This window comes from Acidovorax facilis (genome assembly GCF_050626955.1).
Lineage (GTDB): Bacteria > Pseudomonadota > Gammaproteobacteria > Burkholderiales > Burkholderiaceae_C > Acidovorax > Acidovorax facilis.
Map to the genome: position 1 here is coordinate 1,627,246 of NZ_CP192460.1, position 16,941 is coordinate 1,644,186.

Annotated in this window: 13 protein-coding genes; 6 read left to right on the forward strand and 7 right to left on the reverse strand. The window is 65.9% G+C overall.

Features of this window, described 5'->3' with window-relative positions:
- Positions 1–232: 232 nt before the first annotated feature.
- Positions 233–1,558, forward strand: a complete 1,326-nt coding sequence (gene xseA, locus ACQ4MJ_RS07330; protein WP_431149394.1) for an exodeoxyribonuclease VII large subunit — start codon at positions 233–235, stop codon at positions 1,556–1,558.
- Between the two features lie 210 nt (positions 1,559–1,768).
- Positions 1,769–2,350 (forward strand): superoxide dismutase, encoded by a 582-nt coding sequence (locus ACQ4MJ_RS07335; RefSeq protein WP_121506237.1) that lies wholly within the window; start codon positions 1,769–1,771, stop codon positions 2,348–2,350.
- 283 nt (positions 2,351–2,633) lie between these two features.
- Here ACQ4MJ_RS07335 and ACQ4MJ_RS07340 read toward each other — a convergent pair whose 3' ends face one another.
- Together ACQ4MJ_RS07340 and ACQ4MJ_RS07345 are read right to left on the reverse strand one after the other, a co-directional pair.
- Positions 2,634–3,131 (reverse strand): DUF192 domain-containing protein, encoded by a 498-nt coding sequence (locus tag ACQ4MJ_RS07340; RefSeq protein WP_055396050.1) that lies wholly within the window; start codon positions 3,129–3,131, stop codon positions 2,634–2,636.
- Between the two features lie 156 nt (positions 3,132–3,287).
- Positions 3,288–3,533 (reverse strand): hypothetical protein, encoded by a 246-nt coding sequence (locus ACQ4MJ_RS07345; protein WP_055396052.1) that lies wholly within the window; start codon positions 3,531–3,533, stop codon positions 3,288–3,290.
- 199 nt (positions 3,534–3,732) lie between these two features.
- Here ACQ4MJ_RS07345 and icd point away from each other — a divergent pair, with 199 nt between their 5' ends.
- The 4 genes from icd (at position 3,733) to ACQ4MJ_RS07365 (ending at position 11,156) form a co-directional block, all read left to right on the forward strand.
- Positions 3,733–4,992 carry an NADP-dependent isocitrate dehydrogenase gene (gene icd / locus ACQ4MJ_RS07350; protein WP_431149393.1) on the forward strand — a complete coding sequence of 420 codons (1,260 nt, stop codon included), beginning with the start codon at positions 3,733–3,735 and terminating at the stop codon, positions 4,990–4,992.
- Between the two features lie 282 nt (positions 4,993–5,274).
- A complete protein-coding gene (locus ACQ4MJ_RS07355; protein ID WP_431149391.1) occupies positions 5,275–7,128 on the forward strand; it encodes a PAS domain S-box protein in 1,854 nt (617 codons plus the stop codon).
- Positions 7,125–7,520 carry a response regulator gene (locus ACQ4MJ_RS07360; protein WP_055396057.1) on the forward strand — a complete coding sequence of 132 codons (396 nt, stop codon included), beginning with the start codon at positions 7,125–7,127 and terminating at the stop codon, positions 7,518–7,520. The genes ACQ4MJ_RS07355 and ACQ4MJ_RS07360 overlap by 4 nt, the downstream gene beginning before the upstream one ends.
- Before the next feature lie 18 nt (positions 7,521–7,538).
- Positions 7,539–11,156 (forward strand): EAL domain-containing protein, encoded by a 3,618-nt coding sequence (locus ACQ4MJ_RS07365; protein WP_431149390.1) that lies wholly within the window; start codon positions 7,539–7,541, stop codon positions 11,154–11,156.
- Between the two features lie 163 nt (positions 11,157–11,319).
- Here the strand turns inward: ACQ4MJ_RS07365 and ACQ4MJ_RS07370 are convergent, their stop codons facing one another.
- Genes ACQ4MJ_RS07370 through ACQ4MJ_RS07390 form a run of 5 tightly spaced genes read right to left on the reverse strand, consistent with a single transcriptional unit; the run spans position 11,320 to position 16,925 of the window.
- Positions 11,320–12,069: a glutamine amidotransferase gene (locus ACQ4MJ_RS07370; protein ID WP_431149389.1), complete on the reverse strand. Its 750-nt coding sequence runs from the start codon at positions 12,067–12,069 to the stop codon at positions 11,320–11,322.
- Complete coding sequence (locus ACQ4MJ_RS07375) at positions 12,066–13,511, reverse strand: ABC transporter ATP-binding protein (RefSeq protein ID WP_431149388.1); 1,446 nt, start codon at positions 13,509–13,511, stop codon at positions 12,066–12,068. The genes ACQ4MJ_RS07370 and ACQ4MJ_RS07375 overlap by 4 nt, the downstream gene beginning before the upstream one ends.
- Entirely contained in the window at positions 13,508–14,350 is an 843-nt protein-coding gene (locus ACQ4MJ_RS07380) for an ABC transporter permease (RefSeq protein ID WP_431149386.1), read from the reverse strand. Before ACQ4MJ_RS07380 ends, ACQ4MJ_RS07375 begins: the two co-directional genes overlap by 4 nt.
- The gene (locus ACQ4MJ_RS07385) at positions 14,347–15,315 is read right to left on the reverse strand and encodes an ABC transporter permease (protein WP_431149385.1); all 969 of its coding nucleotides are present in this window, start codon (positions 15,313–15,315) and stop codon (positions 14,347–14,349) included. The genes ACQ4MJ_RS07380 and ACQ4MJ_RS07385 overlap by 4 nt, the downstream gene beginning before the upstream one ends.
- Positions 15,312–16,925 (reverse strand): ABC transporter substrate-binding protein, encoded by a 1,614-nt coding sequence (locus tag ACQ4MJ_RS07390; RefSeq protein ID WP_431149384.1) that lies wholly within the window; start codon positions 16,923–16,925, stop codon positions 15,312–15,314. The genes ACQ4MJ_RS07385 and ACQ4MJ_RS07390 overlap by 4 nt, the downstream gene beginning before the upstream one ends.
- Positions 16,926–16,941: the final 16 nt, after the last annotated feature.

Below are 16,941 nucleotides of genomic sequence, written 5' to 3' on the forward strand. Positions count from 1 at the left end.
GTGGATAACTTTGTGGGCAACCACTGTTCCAGGCCGCGCAAAGTGGCGCCACGCCGTGCTTGCAACAGATTGATGAAAAATTGCGCAATGAAAAAGCTATATAAATCAATAACTTGTACGTGCTCTGGTGTTTTGCGGGCGGTTTTTAGTTATGTGGCTGTGGTAACCGCCGCTGGCCAGATTCTGTGGAGTACTTGCGCGGTGCGCGCGGCGCAAACGCCCGCCGTTTCTCATGTTTGAGCGCCCCAGCCCCGCAGCGGCGCCGCGCGTCTGGGAAGTTGGCGCGCTATGCCGCGCCATTGCTGATGCTCTGGAGGCGCGCTTCAATCCTGTCGCGGTGCGCGGCGAGATCACGGGCTTCTCGCGCGCATCCAGCGGACATTGCTACTTCTCGGTCAAAGACGCGAACGGCCAGTTGCGCTGCGCCATGTTCCGCCGCGCCGCCAGCCTGCTTGACTTTTCGCCGCGCGATGGCGAATTGGTGGAAGTGCGCGGGCGCCTGTCGGTGTACGAGGCGCGGGGCGATCTGCAGTTCATTGTGGAAAGCATGCAGCGGGCCGGGCAGGGCGCGTTGTTCGAGCAGTTCCTGCGCCTGAAGGCGCAGCTCGAAACGGAAGGCTTGTTCGACAGCGCCCGCAAGCGCCCGCTGCCTTTGCAGCCGCGTGGCATTGGCCTTGTGACGTCCACCGGGGCTGCGGCCCTTCACGACGTGGTCACGGCGCTGCGCCGTCGCGTCCCGCACATACCGGTGGTGCTGGTGCCTGCGCAGGTGCAGGGCGCCGCAGCACCTGCTTCGCTGGTTGCGGCGCTATCAAAACTGTATCTGCTTGTGCAAGCGGGACAGGCGTCAGGGGCTGATTTGACCAAAAATCCGCCCATTGACGTGATCTTGCTGGTGCGCGGGGGCGGTTCCATCGAAGACCTCTGGGCCTTCAACGACGAACAACTGGCCCGGACCATCGTGCGAAGCCCGGTGCCGCTCATCAGCGGGGTGGGGCACGAGACCGACTTCACCATCGCCGACTTCTGCGCCGACCTGCGCGCCCCCACGCCCACCGCCGCCGCCGAGCTGGTGGCCCAGCCGCGCGATGTGTGGCTGGGGGCGCTCGGGCTGCTGGCTGGGCGTATCAGCGACGGCGTGCAGCGCCAGCTCGACACCCGGCACCAGCGGCTGGACCAGGCGGCGGCGCGGCTGGGCCGCCCGTCGGGCCTGGTGGCGCGTGAGCAGATGCAACTGGCACGCCTGGCCCAGCGCATGCGCCATGGAGTGCTATTAAAATTGCAGCGGCTTGCGCAATCCCAGAAAGCGCTGGAGGCCGATTTCCCTCAAAAAATGCAACGGCGCCTGGTGCAGCAGGCCGAGCGGCTCGACCGCGCGGCCTTGCGGCTGGAGCTGCTCGACCCGCGCCTGGTGCTGCAGCGCGGCTACGCGCTGCTCACCGATACCGAGGGCCGGGCCGTGACCAGCGTGCGCCAGGCCCAGCCTGGCGATGCCCTGCGCGCCACACTGGCCGATGGCGTGGTGGACGTGACGGTGGCCCAGCCGCGACTGCTGTAACGGGGTGATGTCGCGGCGCGGTAGAAGGCGCGCCTCTGTAGGACAGCAGCGGTTTGTGGTGCTGCAGACCGGATCTGGGTGGCCTCACGCTGCACAGGTCACCTGATGTTCCTACAATGCCCCCTTCGCGCTGTGTCCGACTGCATTGCTCAGGAAAGAAAAGCGTTGCAGATGGCATCCCGGAATTTCAAACCACAAGGAAACACCACCATGGAACATACCCTTCCCCCGCTGCCCTACGCCATCGATGCCCTGGCTCCGCACTACAGCCAGGAAACCCTGGAGTACCACCATGGCAAGCACCACAACGCCTATGTGGTGAACCTGAACAACCTGCAAAAGGGCACCGAGTTCGAAGCCATGACGCTCGAAGAGATCGTCAAGAAGTCGAGCGGCGGCATCTACAACAATGCAGCGCAAATCTGGAACCACACCTTCTTCTGGAACTGCATGGCTCCCCAGGGCGGCGGTGAGCCTTCTGGTGCACTGGCTGCAGCCATCACCGCCAAGTGGGGCAGCTACGCAGCCTTCAAGGAAGCGTTTGTGAAGTCTGCCGTGGGCAACTTCGGTTCGGGCTGGACCTGGCTGGTGAAGAAGGCCGATGGCAGCGTGGACATCGTCAACACCGGCGCCGCCGGCACGCCGCTGACCACCGCCGACAAGGCGCTGCTCACCGTGGACGTGTGGGAACACGCGTACTACATCGACTACCGCAACATGCGTCCCAAGTTCGTTGAGACCTTCCTCGACAAGCTGGTGAACTGGAAGTTTGCCGAAGCCAACTTCGCCTGATGCGCGATCCGCGCCCCGCGAGTGACCTGTCCTGACGGACTGAGGTCTGTGGGCAACAAAAAACGGCCTTCGGGCCGTTTTTTGTTGGGGATTTTGAGGCGTTTTTGGCATCTAGCGCTTGCTGAATAAGCGCTGGTAGCTATATAAATGATAGTAAGTTGCACTCCCGGATCATGGGAGTGCGATGTCGGCAAGACAGCGCTTGGGCAAGCGGCAGGGCCCAGGGCCAAGGGCTATGCGGCTGTGGCATCCCGATCTGCGCAAGTCGCTGGGTGGTCCTGCGTCACTTGCGGCTGAACAGCGCTCCACCCAGCTTGGCGCCTGCCTTGATGTTTTTCTTGGCAAACCATCCCTGGTTCATCTCCAGCACGTAGCGCACCGGTTTTGCCGAACAGTGCGAATCCAGCGTCTGGGGCTTCATGTCGGCCAGGTTCACGATGGTGCCGTCGTCATCCACAAACGCTGCTGTGAGCGGCAGCAGCGTGTTCTTCATCCAGAAGCACTGCTGCGCGGGTTGTTCAAACACAAACAGCATGCCCTCGTGCTGGGGCATCTCCTTGCGATGCATCAGGCCGGTCTGGCGCTCCTGGGGCGTGGCGGCCACCTGGGCGTCAATGCGGTGCATGCCTGCGGTCAGTTCCACACGCTGCAAATTCAGCTGGGGACCGTCCTGGGCCTGTGCCGTGGTGAACGGCAGTCCCGCAGCAGCGGTCAACAGCGCGGCGGCCACGGTGCGCCGTGTGGCAGCGGAAAAAGGCAAGGCAAGTGCAAAAGCGGTCATGGGCAAGGCTTTCTGGACAAGGGGGCAGCGTCCGCACAAGGGGCGCCGAACCGGCGGGCAAAAGAAGGGGAAAAGAACGGAAAAAGAAAACGCCCGCAGTAGCGGGCGATTTTGAAGCAATGTGCATGACCCCGCGAAGGGTGCTGCATGCCAGCGTCAGGCTGCCTTGTGGGTGGTCTTTTTCTTGGCGACCTTCTTGGTGGTTTTCTTTTTGGCCGTTTTGGTGGCCTTGGCCTTTGCCTTGGTTTTGGCGACGGGTGCCGGGGCAGCAGCTACAGGTGCAGCGGGTGCAGCCATGGGCGCTGGGGCTGCAGGGGCGGGGGCCGGAGCGGCTGCAGGCGCCTGTGCAAAAGCACTTGCACCCAACAGACCAGCCACCAGGACAGCGAGGAGTTTTTTCATATATGCCGTTTCCAGTGAAGGGGTTGAAAGAGAGGATCTGAAGCCGCGCAAACCTGCACGGCTTCGCCCGCAACGATAGCAGCGGCGCGCAGGCTGGCAGGGACTTTGCCCAAAAAATTGTCATTAGAATTGACTGGCTACCGAGCGCTTTGCCCCATTTGCTGAATCTGCTTCAGCTTCCACAGGAGACACCCCTTCCATGACCAGCTACCAGCACATCAAGGTGCCTGCCGAAGGCCAGAAAATCACGGTCAATGCCGACATGTCGCTGAATGTGCCGGACCAGTCCATCATTCCCTTCATTGAAGGCGATGGCACGGGGCTCGACATCACGCCGGTGATGATCAAGGTGGTGGACGCTGCGGTGGCCAAGGCCTATGGCGGCAAGAAGAAGATCCACTGGATGGAGGTGTATGCGGGCGAGAAATCCACCAAGGTCTACGGCCCTGATGTGTGGCTGCCCGAAGAAACCCTGCAGGTGTTGCGCGAGTACGTGGTGTCGATCAAAGGCCCGCTGACTACGCCCGTGGGTGGCGGCATCCGTTCGCTGAACGTGGCACTGCGCCAGGAGCTGGATCTGTATGTCTGCCTGCGCCCCGTGCAGTATTTCAAGGGCGTGCCTTCGCCGCTGAAAGAGCCCGAAAAGACCAACATGGTGATCTTCCGCGAGAACTCGGAGGACATCTATGCCGGTATCGAGTTCGAAGCCGAGTCGGACAAGGCCAAGAAGCTCATCAAGTTCCTGCAGGACGAGATGGGCGTGAAGAAAATCCGCTTTCCCAACACCTCGGGCATCGGCGTCAAGCCCGTCTCCATCGAGGGCACCGAACGCCTGGTGCGCAAGGCCATCCAGTACGCCATCGACAACGACAAGCCCAGCGTGACCATCGTCCACAAGGGCAACATCATGAAGTACACCGAAGGTGGCTTCCGCGACTGGGCGTACGCCCTGGCGCAAAAGGAGTTCGGTGCCGAGCTGATCGACGGCGGCCCGTGGTGCAAGCTCAAGAACCCGAAGACGGGCAAGGACATCACCATCAAGGACAGCATTGCTGATGCCTTCCTGCAGCAGATCCTGCTGCGCCCGGCCGAGTATTCGGTGGTGGCCACGCTCAACCTCAATGGCGATTACATCTCCGATGCGCTCGCAGCCCAGGTGGGCGGGATCGGCATTGCGCCTGGCGCCAACATGTCCGACTCGGTGGCCTGTTTTGAAGCCACCCACGGCACGGCCCCCAAATATGCAGGCAAGGACTATGTGAACCCCGGCTCCGAAATCCTGTCGGCCGAGATGATGCTGCGCCACATGGGTTGGATCGAGGCCGCAAACCTGATCATCAGTTCGCTGGAGAAGTCGATAGCCTCCAAGAAAGTGACTTACGACTTTGCCCGCCTGATGGACGGAGCCACCCAGGTGAGCTGCTCGGGTTTTGGCCAGGTCATGATCGACCACATGTAAGCCAGCGCGGCTTTTGCGCCGTTTCGCAAGCCCCTGTTCCCTTGTTGGTGCAGGGGCTTTTTGTCGTCTGGCGGCTGCAGGGCTCCGCCCAGGGCCAAACTGCCCCGATGGTCGGCGGCGCGGAACTGGCTGTGGCATTTCAGAGTTGGCAATCGGGAGGCTTCCCGCCTAAGATGGGTCCAGCCATGGGCCCGCGCGGGCGATGGCACGGGCTTGCATCCGCAGTCGCACACAAACACAACAACGGGATGCAGAGGGATGGGTCCCCACAGGGAGTTCTGCATGGCATCTGATTTTTCTGCCGCATATTGGGAGCAAAACCCCGATGCGCTGCTGGTGCTGTCGCCTGAGGGGGTGGTGCTCAACTGGAACCCGGCTGCCGAAGCGATCTTTGGCTATGCACCGGCAGAGGCTCAGGGCAGGCGCCTCATTGATCTCATCGTTCCCGAGAACCGGGCCCACGAAGAAGACGAGATCCGGGCCGAGGCCCTGCGGGGCCTGAGCAGCACCGTGCACGAGTCGGTGCGCCGCCGCAAGGATGGATCGCTGGTGCATGTCAACGTGTCCACCAAGGCCGTGCGCGACGAAGCTGGCCAACTGCTGTACTTTCTGTCGAGCAAGAAGGATGTCACCCAGCTCAAGGTCCAGCGCGAGGCCAAGCTTCTGGAGGCGCGGTTCCGTGACCTGCTCGAATCCACACCCGACGCGATCGTGATGGTCAACGTGACAGGCCGCATCGTCCTGGTCAACTCCCAGGCCGAGCGCGTGTTTGGCTATGAAAGGACCGAATTGCTAGGGCAGGCCGTGGAGGTGCTGTTACCACACCGCTATCGGGGCGCGCACCTGGGGCACCGCAGCGGGTTCTTTGGGGCGCCGCGCACGCGCACCATGGGGGCGGGGCTGGAGCTGCATGGCTTGCGCAAGGATGGCGGCGAGTTTCCAGTGGAGATCAGCCTGAGCCCGATCGACACCGAAGAAGGCGCGATGGTGATGAGCGCGATCCGAGACATCACCGACCGCAAGCGGGCCGACCAGAAGTTCAAGGACCTGCTCGAAGCCGCGCCGGACGCGATGGTCATCGTTGACCGCGACGGCCGCATCGTGCTCGTCAACTCGCAGGCCGTGAAACTGTTTGGCTGGAGCCGCAGCGAACTTCTGGGTCAGAAGATCGAGCTGCTGGTGCCAGAACGCTTCAGTGGTCGGCACCCTGAGCACCGCCGCGGCTTTTTTGCCGAACCACGCTCCCGCTCCATGGGGGCTGGCCTTGATCTGTATGGTTTGCGCAAGGATGGTTCCGAGTTTCCAGTCGAGATCAGCCTGAGCCCGCTGGAGACGGAAGAAGGACTGTTTGTCTCCAGCGCGATCCGCGATGTGACGGAGCGCAAGCGGATCGAGCGGGCCTTGCGCGACAAGAACCTGGAGCTTGAAAATGCCGCCTTGGTCAAAGACCGCTTTCTGGCCAGCATGTCCCACGAACTGCGAACCCCGCTGAACGCCATCATCGGTTTCACGGGCACCTTGCTCATGCAGCTGCCGGGGCCGCTCAACCCGGAGCAGGACAAGCAGTTGCGCATCGTGCAGACTGGGGCGCGGCATCTGCTTTCGCTCATCAACGACCTGCTCGATGTGGCCAAGCTCAGCGCCAACAAGGTGTCGCTCCACAAGGAGCTGCTTGATTGCCGCAGCATTGTTGCCGAGGTCGCCGCCACGCTGGAGCCCGAGGCCGTGCGCAAGGGCCTGGTGTTTAATGTGTATGCCCCCGCCCAGGCAGTTCAGTTGCACACCGACCGCCGGGCCTTCAGCCAGATTCTGATCAATCTGGTGGGCAATGCCATCAAGTTCACGCCGCAGGGGCGTGTGGATGTGGTGCTTGAGGAGACCTTGTCGGCCCAGGGGCGCACTGTGCAGGTTCAGGTGCGCGACACCGGGCCTGGCATTCCGCTGCAGGAGCAGTCGCGGCTTTTCGAGGCCTTCTCCCGGGTCGAAAGCGCCGACCGGCGTCACCACGAAGGCACCGGCCTGGGCCTGCACCTGAGCCGCAAGCTTGCCGAAGCGCTGGGGGGCAGTGTGGGGCTGGAGAGCGCCGAAGGGCAGGGCAGCACGTTCATTGTGGAGTTTCAGGAGACCAGCCCATGAAAGCCACCATCCTGGTCATCGAAGACGATGATGCCAGCCGGCAACTCGTCACCTACCTGCTGGAAGCCGCGGGCCACCGTGTGCTGGCCGCCGAAAACGGCGCCCTGGGCCTGGGGCTGGCGCTGGCCGAGGGGCCCGACCTGATCCTGTGCGACCTGCAAATGCCGGTGATGAATGGCTATGAGGTGGCACAGAGCCTGCGCTCGCACCATGGGTGGCGTGTGGTGCCGCTGGTGGCTGTGACCGCTTTTTCGATGCCGGGTGACCGCGAAAAGGCCCTTGAGGTGGGTTTTGACGAGCACCTGTCCAAGCCCATCACGCCCGAAACCTTCGTGAGCCAGGTCGAGGCGTTTCTGGGTTCTTCATTCCACGCGCCGCCGGGCGCAGCCTGACGTTGGACCCCGGGTAGCATGGCCAAGATCCTTGTTGTCGATGACCTGCCGGCCAACCGTGCGCTGGTGGTCACGCTCATCGGGCACAGTGGCCACCAGGCCCTGGAGGCCGCAGACGGTGCCGAGGCCCTCGCCCTGGTGCGTGCCGAGCGTCCCGATCTGGTGATCTCCGACATCCTGATGCCGACCATGGACGGGTACGAGTTTGTGCGCCAGCTGCGCACAGACCACCAGCTCGCCGCAACCCAGGTGATCTTCTACAGCGCGCACTACCGCGAGCAAGAGGCCCGCAACCTGGCCCTGGCCTGTGGGGTGACGCAGGTGCTGGTGAAGCCCTGCGAGCCACAGGACATCACCTCGGCCATTGAGCAGGCCTTGTCGCAGGTGCCGCCGCAGCCCTTCCACCCGATGGAGCACAGTTTTCAGACCCGGCACCTGCAGCTCATGACGGACAAGCTCACGGGCAACGTCGCCGAGCTGGAGGCCATGAACCGGCGTCTGGCGGCCCTGACCGACCTGAACCTGCAACTGGCCTCCGAGCGCGACCCGCAGGTGCTGCTGGCCAATGTATGCCGTGGCGCGCGCGAACTGGTGGGGGCGCAGTATGCGGTGCTGTGTGTGGTGCGCAAGCAAAGCGATGCCTCCATCGTGTGCACCAGCGGCATCGAACCTGCGCTGAGCGGGCTGCTGGACCTGCCCGTGGTATCGCACGGCCTATTGGGTCAGTTGCGCGCTGCGCGCCGCTCTGAGCGGCTGGTCAATGAAAGCGGTGCGCCGAGCGATATCGGCCTGCCTGCAGGCTACCCGCCGCTGCACACTGGCTTGATTGCGCCCATCACTTCGCTCTCGTTCTCCTATGGCTGGATCTGCCTGGCCAACAAGCAGGGGGAAGATGCGTTCACGGCCGACGATGAAAAAGTCCTGGCCGTCCTGGGCGCGCAGGTGGGTCGTATCTACGAAAACGGCAGCCTTTATATCGAGATCCAGAAGCATGCCGAGCAACTGCAGGTGGAAGTGTTCGAACGCCAGCGGGCCATGGACGCGCTGCGCGCCAGCAAAGCCAGCCTGCGAAGGGCGCAGGCACTGGCAAAAATCACCCATGTGATCAGCGGTGCTGATGGTGCTTTCGAGAGCTGGCTGGACACGCTGCCGGATATGCTGGGGCTGGGGGCCGATGCCATGCCCAAGTCCGCGCGCGAGTGGCTGGCGCTGGTACACCCGCAAGACCGCGACATGTTCCGCCAGCATGCGCTGCAGGCCGCACAGCAAGGCGCCCGCCTGGATTTCACCTACCGCCTGTTGCGCGCAGATGGCGAACTGCTGCATTTGCGCCAGGTGATGGAGCCCTTGGAGGATGAGGCTGGCCGGGGCGAGCAGGGCCGCTGGTTCAACACCATCCAGGATGTCACCCGGGAGAAACGCGCCGAGGAAGAGCTGCACGAAAGCGACCGCCGTTTCAATGACATGCTCGACAAGGTCGAGATGATCTCGCTGATGCTCGACTGCGAAGGGCGCATCACCTATTGCAACGACTACCTGCTGCGCCTGACAGGCTGGGAGCGTGAAGAGATCGCGGGCCGCAACTGGTTTGACATGTTTGTGCCCCCTGAGATGGGCAATGTGCGCAGCGTGTTTGCCGATGTGCTGGCGGACCGGCCTTCGGCCTGGCACTACGACAACGAGATCCTCACCCGCTCGGGCGAGCGGCGCCTGGTGCACTGGAACAACACCGTGCTGCGCTCTGTGGGCGGACAGGTGACGGGCGTGGCCGCGCTCGGTGAAGACATTACCGAGCGCCGTGAGGCCGAGCGCAAGATCAAGCGCCTGAACCGCGTGTACGCGATGCTCAGCGGCATCAACACCCTGATCGTGCGGGTGCGCGACCGCGAGGAACTGTTCCGCGAGGCCTGCCGCATTGCGGTGGAGCACGGCCATTTCCGCATCGCCTGGATAGGCCGCGTGGACCGCGCGGCGCAGCAGGTGGTGCCGGTGGGACTGTCGGGCGTTGAGGCTGATTTTGTGCACAACATCCGCGACCGACTGGGTTTGTTTGACGTTCCCACACCGGGTGAAAGCCTCGCCGCCGCAGTGGTGCGCACTCGCAAGGCCGTGCTGTGCGACGACATCAGCGGCGACCCACGCGTGATGCTGCGCGATCAACTGCGCCAACGGGGTGTGGCCAGCATTGCGGTACTGCCCATCCTGGTGGGCCAGGAGGTCGCCGCCACACTGGCCCTGCTGGCAGACGAGGTGGGCTTCTTCGACGAGGCCGAGATGAAGCTGCTGACAGAGTTGTCCGGCGACATCGGTTTTGCACTGGACCACCTCGACAAGGAAGACCGGCTGAGCTACCTGGCCTATTACGACGAAATCACCGGGCTGCCGAACCGCACCCTTTTTCTGGAGCGCACCGGCCAGCACCTGCGCCCGCGTGAGGGCACACGGCCTCTGATGGGTATTGCGCTGATGGATATCAGCCGCTTTCGCTTTGTCAATGACACGCTGGGGCGGCAGATGGGCGACGAACTCCTCAAGCAGGTCGCGCAGCGGTTGCAGCACGCCAGCCGCGATGTGTACGACGTGGCACGCATCGGCATCAACAGTTTCGGCATCGCTGTGACCGACGCACGCGACGCGGGCGCGGTGGCCATGGCGGTGGACTACCTCCTGCGCGCCTGTTTTGATACACCCTTTGCGCTGGGCGGCACCGAGCTGCGCATGGCCGCCAAGGCTGGCGTGGCCTTGTACCCCATGGATGGCGCTGATGCCGAAACGCTGCTGCGCAATGCGGAGGCCGCCGTCAACAAGGCCAAGGCGTCGGCAGACAGCCTGCTGTTCTACATGTCGGAGATGAATACCCGCGTGGCCGAGGCCCTGGGCATGGAGGGCCGCCTGCGCGATGCCCTGGAGCGCGGGCAGTTTGTTCTGCACTACCAGCCCAAGCGGTGCCTGTCCAGTGGCGCCCTGGCAGGCGCAGAGGCCCTGATCCGCTGGAACGACCCTGAGCGTGGCTTGGTGCCGCCGGGGCTTTTCATCCCCATCCTGGAGGAAACCGGCCTTATCTACGACGTGGGGCGCTGGGCGCTTGGGCAGGCACTGGCAGACAACCAGCGCTGGCGGCAGGCCGGCCATGCGCCGCTGCGGGTGGCGGTCAACGTGTCGTTTCTGCAGCTGCGTCACCGCAGCTTTGTGGCCGAGGTGCGCGAGGCGCTGGCCTTTGACCCGGCCGCAGGGGCCGGGCTGGAGCTGGAGATCACCGAGAGCATGGTCATGGAGGATGTGGAGCACAGCCGTAGCAGCCTGCACGCCTTGCGCGAGATGGGCATCACGATTGCCATTGATGACTTCGGCACCGGGTTCTCATCACTGAGCTACCTGGCCACGCTGCCCGCTGACACCCTCAAGATCGACCGCTCTTTCATCATGGGGATGGACACCGGACCGCAAGGGCAGGCGCTGGTCTCCGCCATCATCAACATGGGGCACTCGCTGGGGCTCAAGGTGGTTGCCGAAGGCGTAGAAACGGACGAACAATGCGGCCGGCTCGCGCTGCTGGGCTGTGACGAAATCCAGGGCTACCTGCTCAGCAGGCCGGTGGCCGCCGAGGTGTTTGAAGCCCGCTTCCTAGCTTCCTAGTCCACTGAATCCGAGAAATCGGCGGTGCGCCGGGGCTGCGGCGGGTGATGCACTGGCGAGGCGCTACGCCCAATGCAAAGCAATCGCAGCAGAGGATTTGCTATTGTGTTGATAGCTTTTAGCGCTTGATAGATAAGCGCTAGAGCCAATTTTCATTGAGATTTCAAGTGGCGGCCGCTGCCGCCAGCTGCGCAAAACGTGCCAGCAGGCTGGCCGATTCTGGCGTGGCCTGCACACCTTGCTCCAGCGCTGCCACATCCATGCCCGCGCGTTGCAGAGCAGGCGCAAAACACGCTACGTAGTCGCGCATCACCGCATCGCTGAACTCGGGGTGAAACTGCACGCCCCAGGCACAGGGGCCGACGCGGAACGCGTGGTGCGGCTCGTGGGCGTTTGCGGCCAGCGCCACGGCACCCGGGGGCAGGCGCCGCACCGTTTGCTCGTGCACCACCTGGGCGCCAAAGCGGGCTGGCAGGTGGCCAAGCAGGGCATCGCCCTCGGCACCGGCCAGGCGCTGCACGGCCACGGTGCCTATCTCCAGCCCGGCGGGGTGGCGCGCCACCTCGCCGCCCAGCGCGTGGGCCAGCAGCTGATGGCCGTAGCAGATGCCCAGCACAGGCACCCGGGCCGCCACCACGCTGGCCAGCCATGCGGCGGTGCGCTCGCTCCAGGGTTCGCGGTCGGTCACCATGGCGGGGGAGCCGGTCACCACCACGCCCGCTATCTGGCCGGGCTGTGGCCATGCGGTGGCGGTGCGGGCGTCCAGTGTCTGCAGCGCCAGCTGCGTGCTGGCGGGGGCTTGGTTCAGGCCGCCCGCAATCCAGTCTTCAAAGTCGCCATGCCGGGCCCGTTGGGCGGGCAGGGTGTCGCCGGTCTTGATGATCCAGAGGGTGCGGGAGGGTGTCGCTGTCATGCGGCGAGCATAGCGGCGGTGGGCTGATCGCTGCTTGCAAAGTCCAGCGTGCGCGTGCCCACGGCGGCGGCCAGGTGCGGGTCGTGGGTCACCAGCATCAGCGCGGCGCCGGTGTCTTGCACCGCGTGCAGCAGCACCTGGATGGCCTCCTGCTGCGTGATCGGGTCCAGGCGCGAGGTGGGCTCATCCGCAAACAGCAGCGCCGGTTGCGCCACCAGCACCCGCGCCAGCGCAATGCGCTGCAGCTCGCCGCCCGATACCTGGTCGGGCCTGCGCGCCAGCAGGTCTTCGGGCACACGCAGTTGGGCCAGGCGCTGCTGCACCGCCTTCCAGTCGCAGCGGTGCAGGCGGGCGGCATCGCGCAGCGACTGGGCCAGGCTGATGTGCGGAGCAAACGAACTGACCGGGTCCTGGTACAGCTTTTGGAACGCATACGGGCGCAGCCGGGAGCTGCGCTCCACACGGCCGGTGTCGGGCGCTACCAGGCCCAGCAGCACATTGCCCAGTGTGCTTTTGCCGGTGCCGCTCGGGCCTTGCACGGCGATGCGTTCACCGCTGTGCAGTTCCAGGTCCAGCGGCGCAAACAGCTTCTGCGCACCATAGGCTTTGGAGATGCCATGCGCCTGTACGACGGGCTCACCCAGCGTGGGCTCGGCAAACGGCAGCCAGCGGGCCGGGTCGGCCTGCAGCAACTGGCGGGTAAAGGCGTGCTGCGGCGCGGCGGCCACGGTGTGGATGTCGCCTTGCTCCACCGCCTGCCCGTGGCGCAGCACGATCACCTGGCCGCCCAGCGCCTGCGCCACTTGCATGTCGTGGGTGATGGTGAGCAGGCAGCCGCCTGCCTTTAGCACGCCCTGGAACAATTCCACCATGCGGCCGCGCCAATGCGCGTCCAGGCCCTTGGTGGGCTCGTCCACCATCAGCACCGGGGCGCCCCCGGCCAGGGTGATGGCGGCCACGGCGCGCTGGGCCATACCGCCCGACAGTTGCCAGGGGTAGTGGCTGCCTGCACCGCCCAGGCCCGCAGCGCTCAGCACCTGTTCGGCCTGCGCGCTGGCGGCGCTGGGGGGCTGCTGGTGCAGCAGGCGGTACACCTCGGCCAGCTGCGGTGCCACGCGGGCAAGGGGGTTGAGCGCCAGCGAGGGCTCTTGCGGCAGCAGCGCCAGCTTGCGGCCCCACAGGGCGCGGCGCGCGGCGGCGTCCTGGGCGCGGGTGCTGGTGCCATCCAGCGTGATCTGGCCTGTGGCCTGCAGCGCAGGCGGCAGGTTGCCCATGATGGCCTGGGCTAGCAGCGACTTGCCTGCGCCGCTTTCGCCCACCAGCGTGAGCGCCTCGCCCGGCCGCAGGCTGAAGCCGATGTCGCGCAGCAGCCGCTTGCCGCCCACCTGGATGCCCAGGCCCTCCACGACCAGCAGGGCGTCGGATTTAAAAGGCGTGGTCATGCGGTCTCCCGGTCGGGGTTGAGCAGCATCATCGCGGCCACTAGCCACACCAGCAGGGCGGTGGGGGCGGCAATGAGCCACGGGGCTTCTTCGTAGTAGGGCATGGCCTCGGTCATCATCAGTCCCAGCTCGGGCGTGGGCGGCTGCATGCCCACGCCCACAAAACCCAGCGCGGCCAGCGCCAGCACGGCCTGTGAGGTGGTGAAGGCCAGCAGCGTGCCCAGCGTGGGTGCCAGCGCGGGCAGCAGGTGGCGGCGCAGCACATAGCTGCGTCCAAAACCCAGCAGGCGCGATGCCTGCACCGCATCGCCCGCCAGCACGGGCCGGGCCACCGCACGGCTCACGCGGAAGTACTCCACCCACAGCGCCGCCGACAGGCCCGCATACAGCGCCCACAGTGCACCGGGCGCCAGGGCTGCCACCAGCAGCACCAGCAGCAGGCCGGGGATGGCGAGCACCGAGTCCGACAGCATGAGCAGCGCCCGCTCGGTGCGCCCACCGCGCCATGCGGCGGCAATGCCCAGCAAGGTGCCGGGCACGGCGGCGCTCACTGCCGCCAGCAGCGCCATGCCCAGCGACAGCTGCGCCGCATGCGCCAGCCGTGCCAGTGCCGAGCGGCCCAGCACATCCGTGCCCAGCCAGTGCTGGGCGCTGGGGGGCGCCAGGGTGTTGCGCAGGTCTTGCACCACCGGGCTGGCACCCACTAGCCAGGGGCCGAGCAGGGCAAACAGCGCTAGCAGGCCGAGCATGGTCAGGCCCAGCATGGTGCGCAGCGGCCAGCGAGGCTGGGCCACCAAGCCGCCAACTGGCGAGGAAAGAGTGGAAGGCACAGCACTCATGCAGCCACCTTCTGGGTATGCCGGGGGTCCAGCGCCAGGCACGCCGCATCCACCAGCAGGTTGAACACTACAAACAGCACGCCCATGCACAAGGCCGTGCCTTGCACCACAGGGATGTCGCGCCCAAACACGGCGTGTACCAGCGCATGGCCAATGCCGGGCCAGGCAAACAGCGTCTCCACCACCAGCGCGCCCTCCACCAAGAACAACGCCTGCACGCCCAGGTAGGCTGTCACCGGCACGGCGGCATTGCGCAGGCCATGGCGCACCAGCGCCTGCCAGTCGCTCAGGCCCTTGGTGCGCGCAAATTCAAAAAAGGGCGACACCACCACCTCCAGCATCGCAGCGCGGGTCACCCGCGCCAGCCCGGCGGCCAGGCCCAGCCCCAGCGTCAGTGCGGGCAGCACCAGGCTGGCCTGGCTCTCGTCACCGCCCGCAGGCAAAAAGCCCCACTGCACCGCCACCAGCAGGATGAGCAGCACCGACAGCAAAAACGGCGGCAGCGCGCGCAGCACCACGGCCATCAGCCAGCTGGCCTTGTCCACCCAGCCCTGGGGCCGCAGCCCAGCCCACACGCCCAGTGGCACGCCCACGGCAAAGGCAATGGCCAGCGCGGCGGCAGACAGGCGCAGCGTGGCGCCCAGGTGGTGCGTCACCTCGTGCCACACCGATCGCTGCGACACCAGCGACTGCCCCAGGTTGAAGGTGGCCATGTCGCGCCACCAGTGCAGCAGCGCCAGCCAGCCGGGGCGGTCCAGCCCCAGCTCCGCGCGCACGGCGTCGGCGGCGGCGTTGCTCACCAGGTCATAGCCATAGCGGCCCGCCGCCACGCGCATGGCCAGGTCGCCCGGCAGGGCGCGCACCATCAAAAAGCACAGCGTGCCGATCAGCAGCGACACGGCCAGCACCTGCACCAGCCTGCGGCCGAGCAGGGCGGCCCAGGGTTTTGAAATCAAGGAGTTCATGGGTTGTTCCACTCCATGCCGGTCAGGCGGTAAGAACGCTCCAGCGGGTCCAGCGTGACGCCCGCCAGCCGGGGGGCCACGGCCACATGCTGGCGGTACCACGCCACGGGGATCACGGGTAGCTCCGTTTGCAGGGTGTGCGTGATGGTTTGCCGCAGCGCGCGCGTGCGCTCGGGCGGCGTCTGGGTGCGCGTCAGCTCGTGCAGGGCCTGCACCACGGTGTCGCTGTGCCAGCCCATGGCGCCCCAGTCGCCGCCCTGGGCGGCAAAGTCGCCCGCCAGCGTGCCTGTGGGGTCGGGCACGTTGGCGTAGTTGCGCGCAGCCAGCGCCAGTTGCAGGCTGCCGTCGCGGTGGCCCCGGGGCACGTCGCCCGAGTTGCCAATGCTCACCTTCACCGCCATGCCCGCCAGCCGCCATTGCTCCTGCAAGGCGGTGGCGATCAGCGGCAGCTCGGGCCGGTCCACAAAGGTGCGGATCACCAGGTGCAGCGGCTGGCCCTCAGCATCGCGCAGGCCGTCGCTGTGGCGCTGCCAGCCCGCGGCCCGCAGCAGGCGCGAGGCAGCTTCGGGGTCGTGCTGCAGCGGGGGCAGGTGCGGGTTGTGCCACGCGCCCAGCGTGGGGGGCAGCAGCTGCGTGGCGGCCAGCGCCTCGTCGCCCATCAGCGCCAGCGCAATGCCCGCGCGGTCGATGGCCAGGCTCAACGCCTGCCGCACGCGCACATCGCGCAACGCGGGCAGGCCCGCATTGAGCTTGACGATGACGGTGCGCGGCAGCGTGACCGAGGCAATCCGCACTGCGGTGCGGCGCGCCAGAGCAGGGTTTTGGGCATGGCGCTGCAGCCGCCGCAGGCTGGCCGGGTCCAGCCCATAGGCCAGGTCGGCCTGGCCGCTCTCGGCCATCAGCGCGCGAGTTTCGGCACGGCTGGCGGCCAGATAGCGCACGGCGGCAATGGCGGGGCGCGGGCCGTCGTAGGCATCAAACACCACCGTCTCTACCTGCTGCGGTGGCACCAGCACCGCAATGCGGTAGGGGCCGCTGCCAATGATGCTGCGCACCTTGCCGTCGGCGCCATAGCTGGCAGGGGCCAGCACCATGGTGCTGGAATGCGCCAGCAGCGCGGGCAGGGCGGTGTGGGGGCGTTGCAGGCGGATGAGCACCGTGCCTTCGTCAGGCGCGGTGATGGACTGGATGGGCGCTTGGCTCAGCAGTGCGGGCGCCACCTGTGCGGCCTGCAGGCTGCGCACCACGGCGGCGGCCGTCACCGGCGTGCCATCATGAAAACGCGCCCCGGGCCGCAGCTCAAAGTGCCACACCAGCCCATCTGCCGACCGGCGCCAGAGCCGCGCCAGCGCGGGCCGTGGCTGGCCGTCGTCTGCAGCTTCCAGCAGGGTTTCGGTGACCTGCATGCGTGTGAACACATAGCCGCTGCTGGCGGGCGCCAGGCCACTGATCTCCCACGGGCCGACGATTTGCAGCGGTGCGGGGGCGGAGGCGTGTGGTGTGCCCTGTGACCACGCAGCGGGCAGGGCGCCCGCCGCCAGCGCGGCCACGGGGGCCTGCAAGGCGCGTCGCCGGGTCACCGGCTTTGGGATGGCTGAAAGTGCTGTCATGCAGTTCACCGGCACC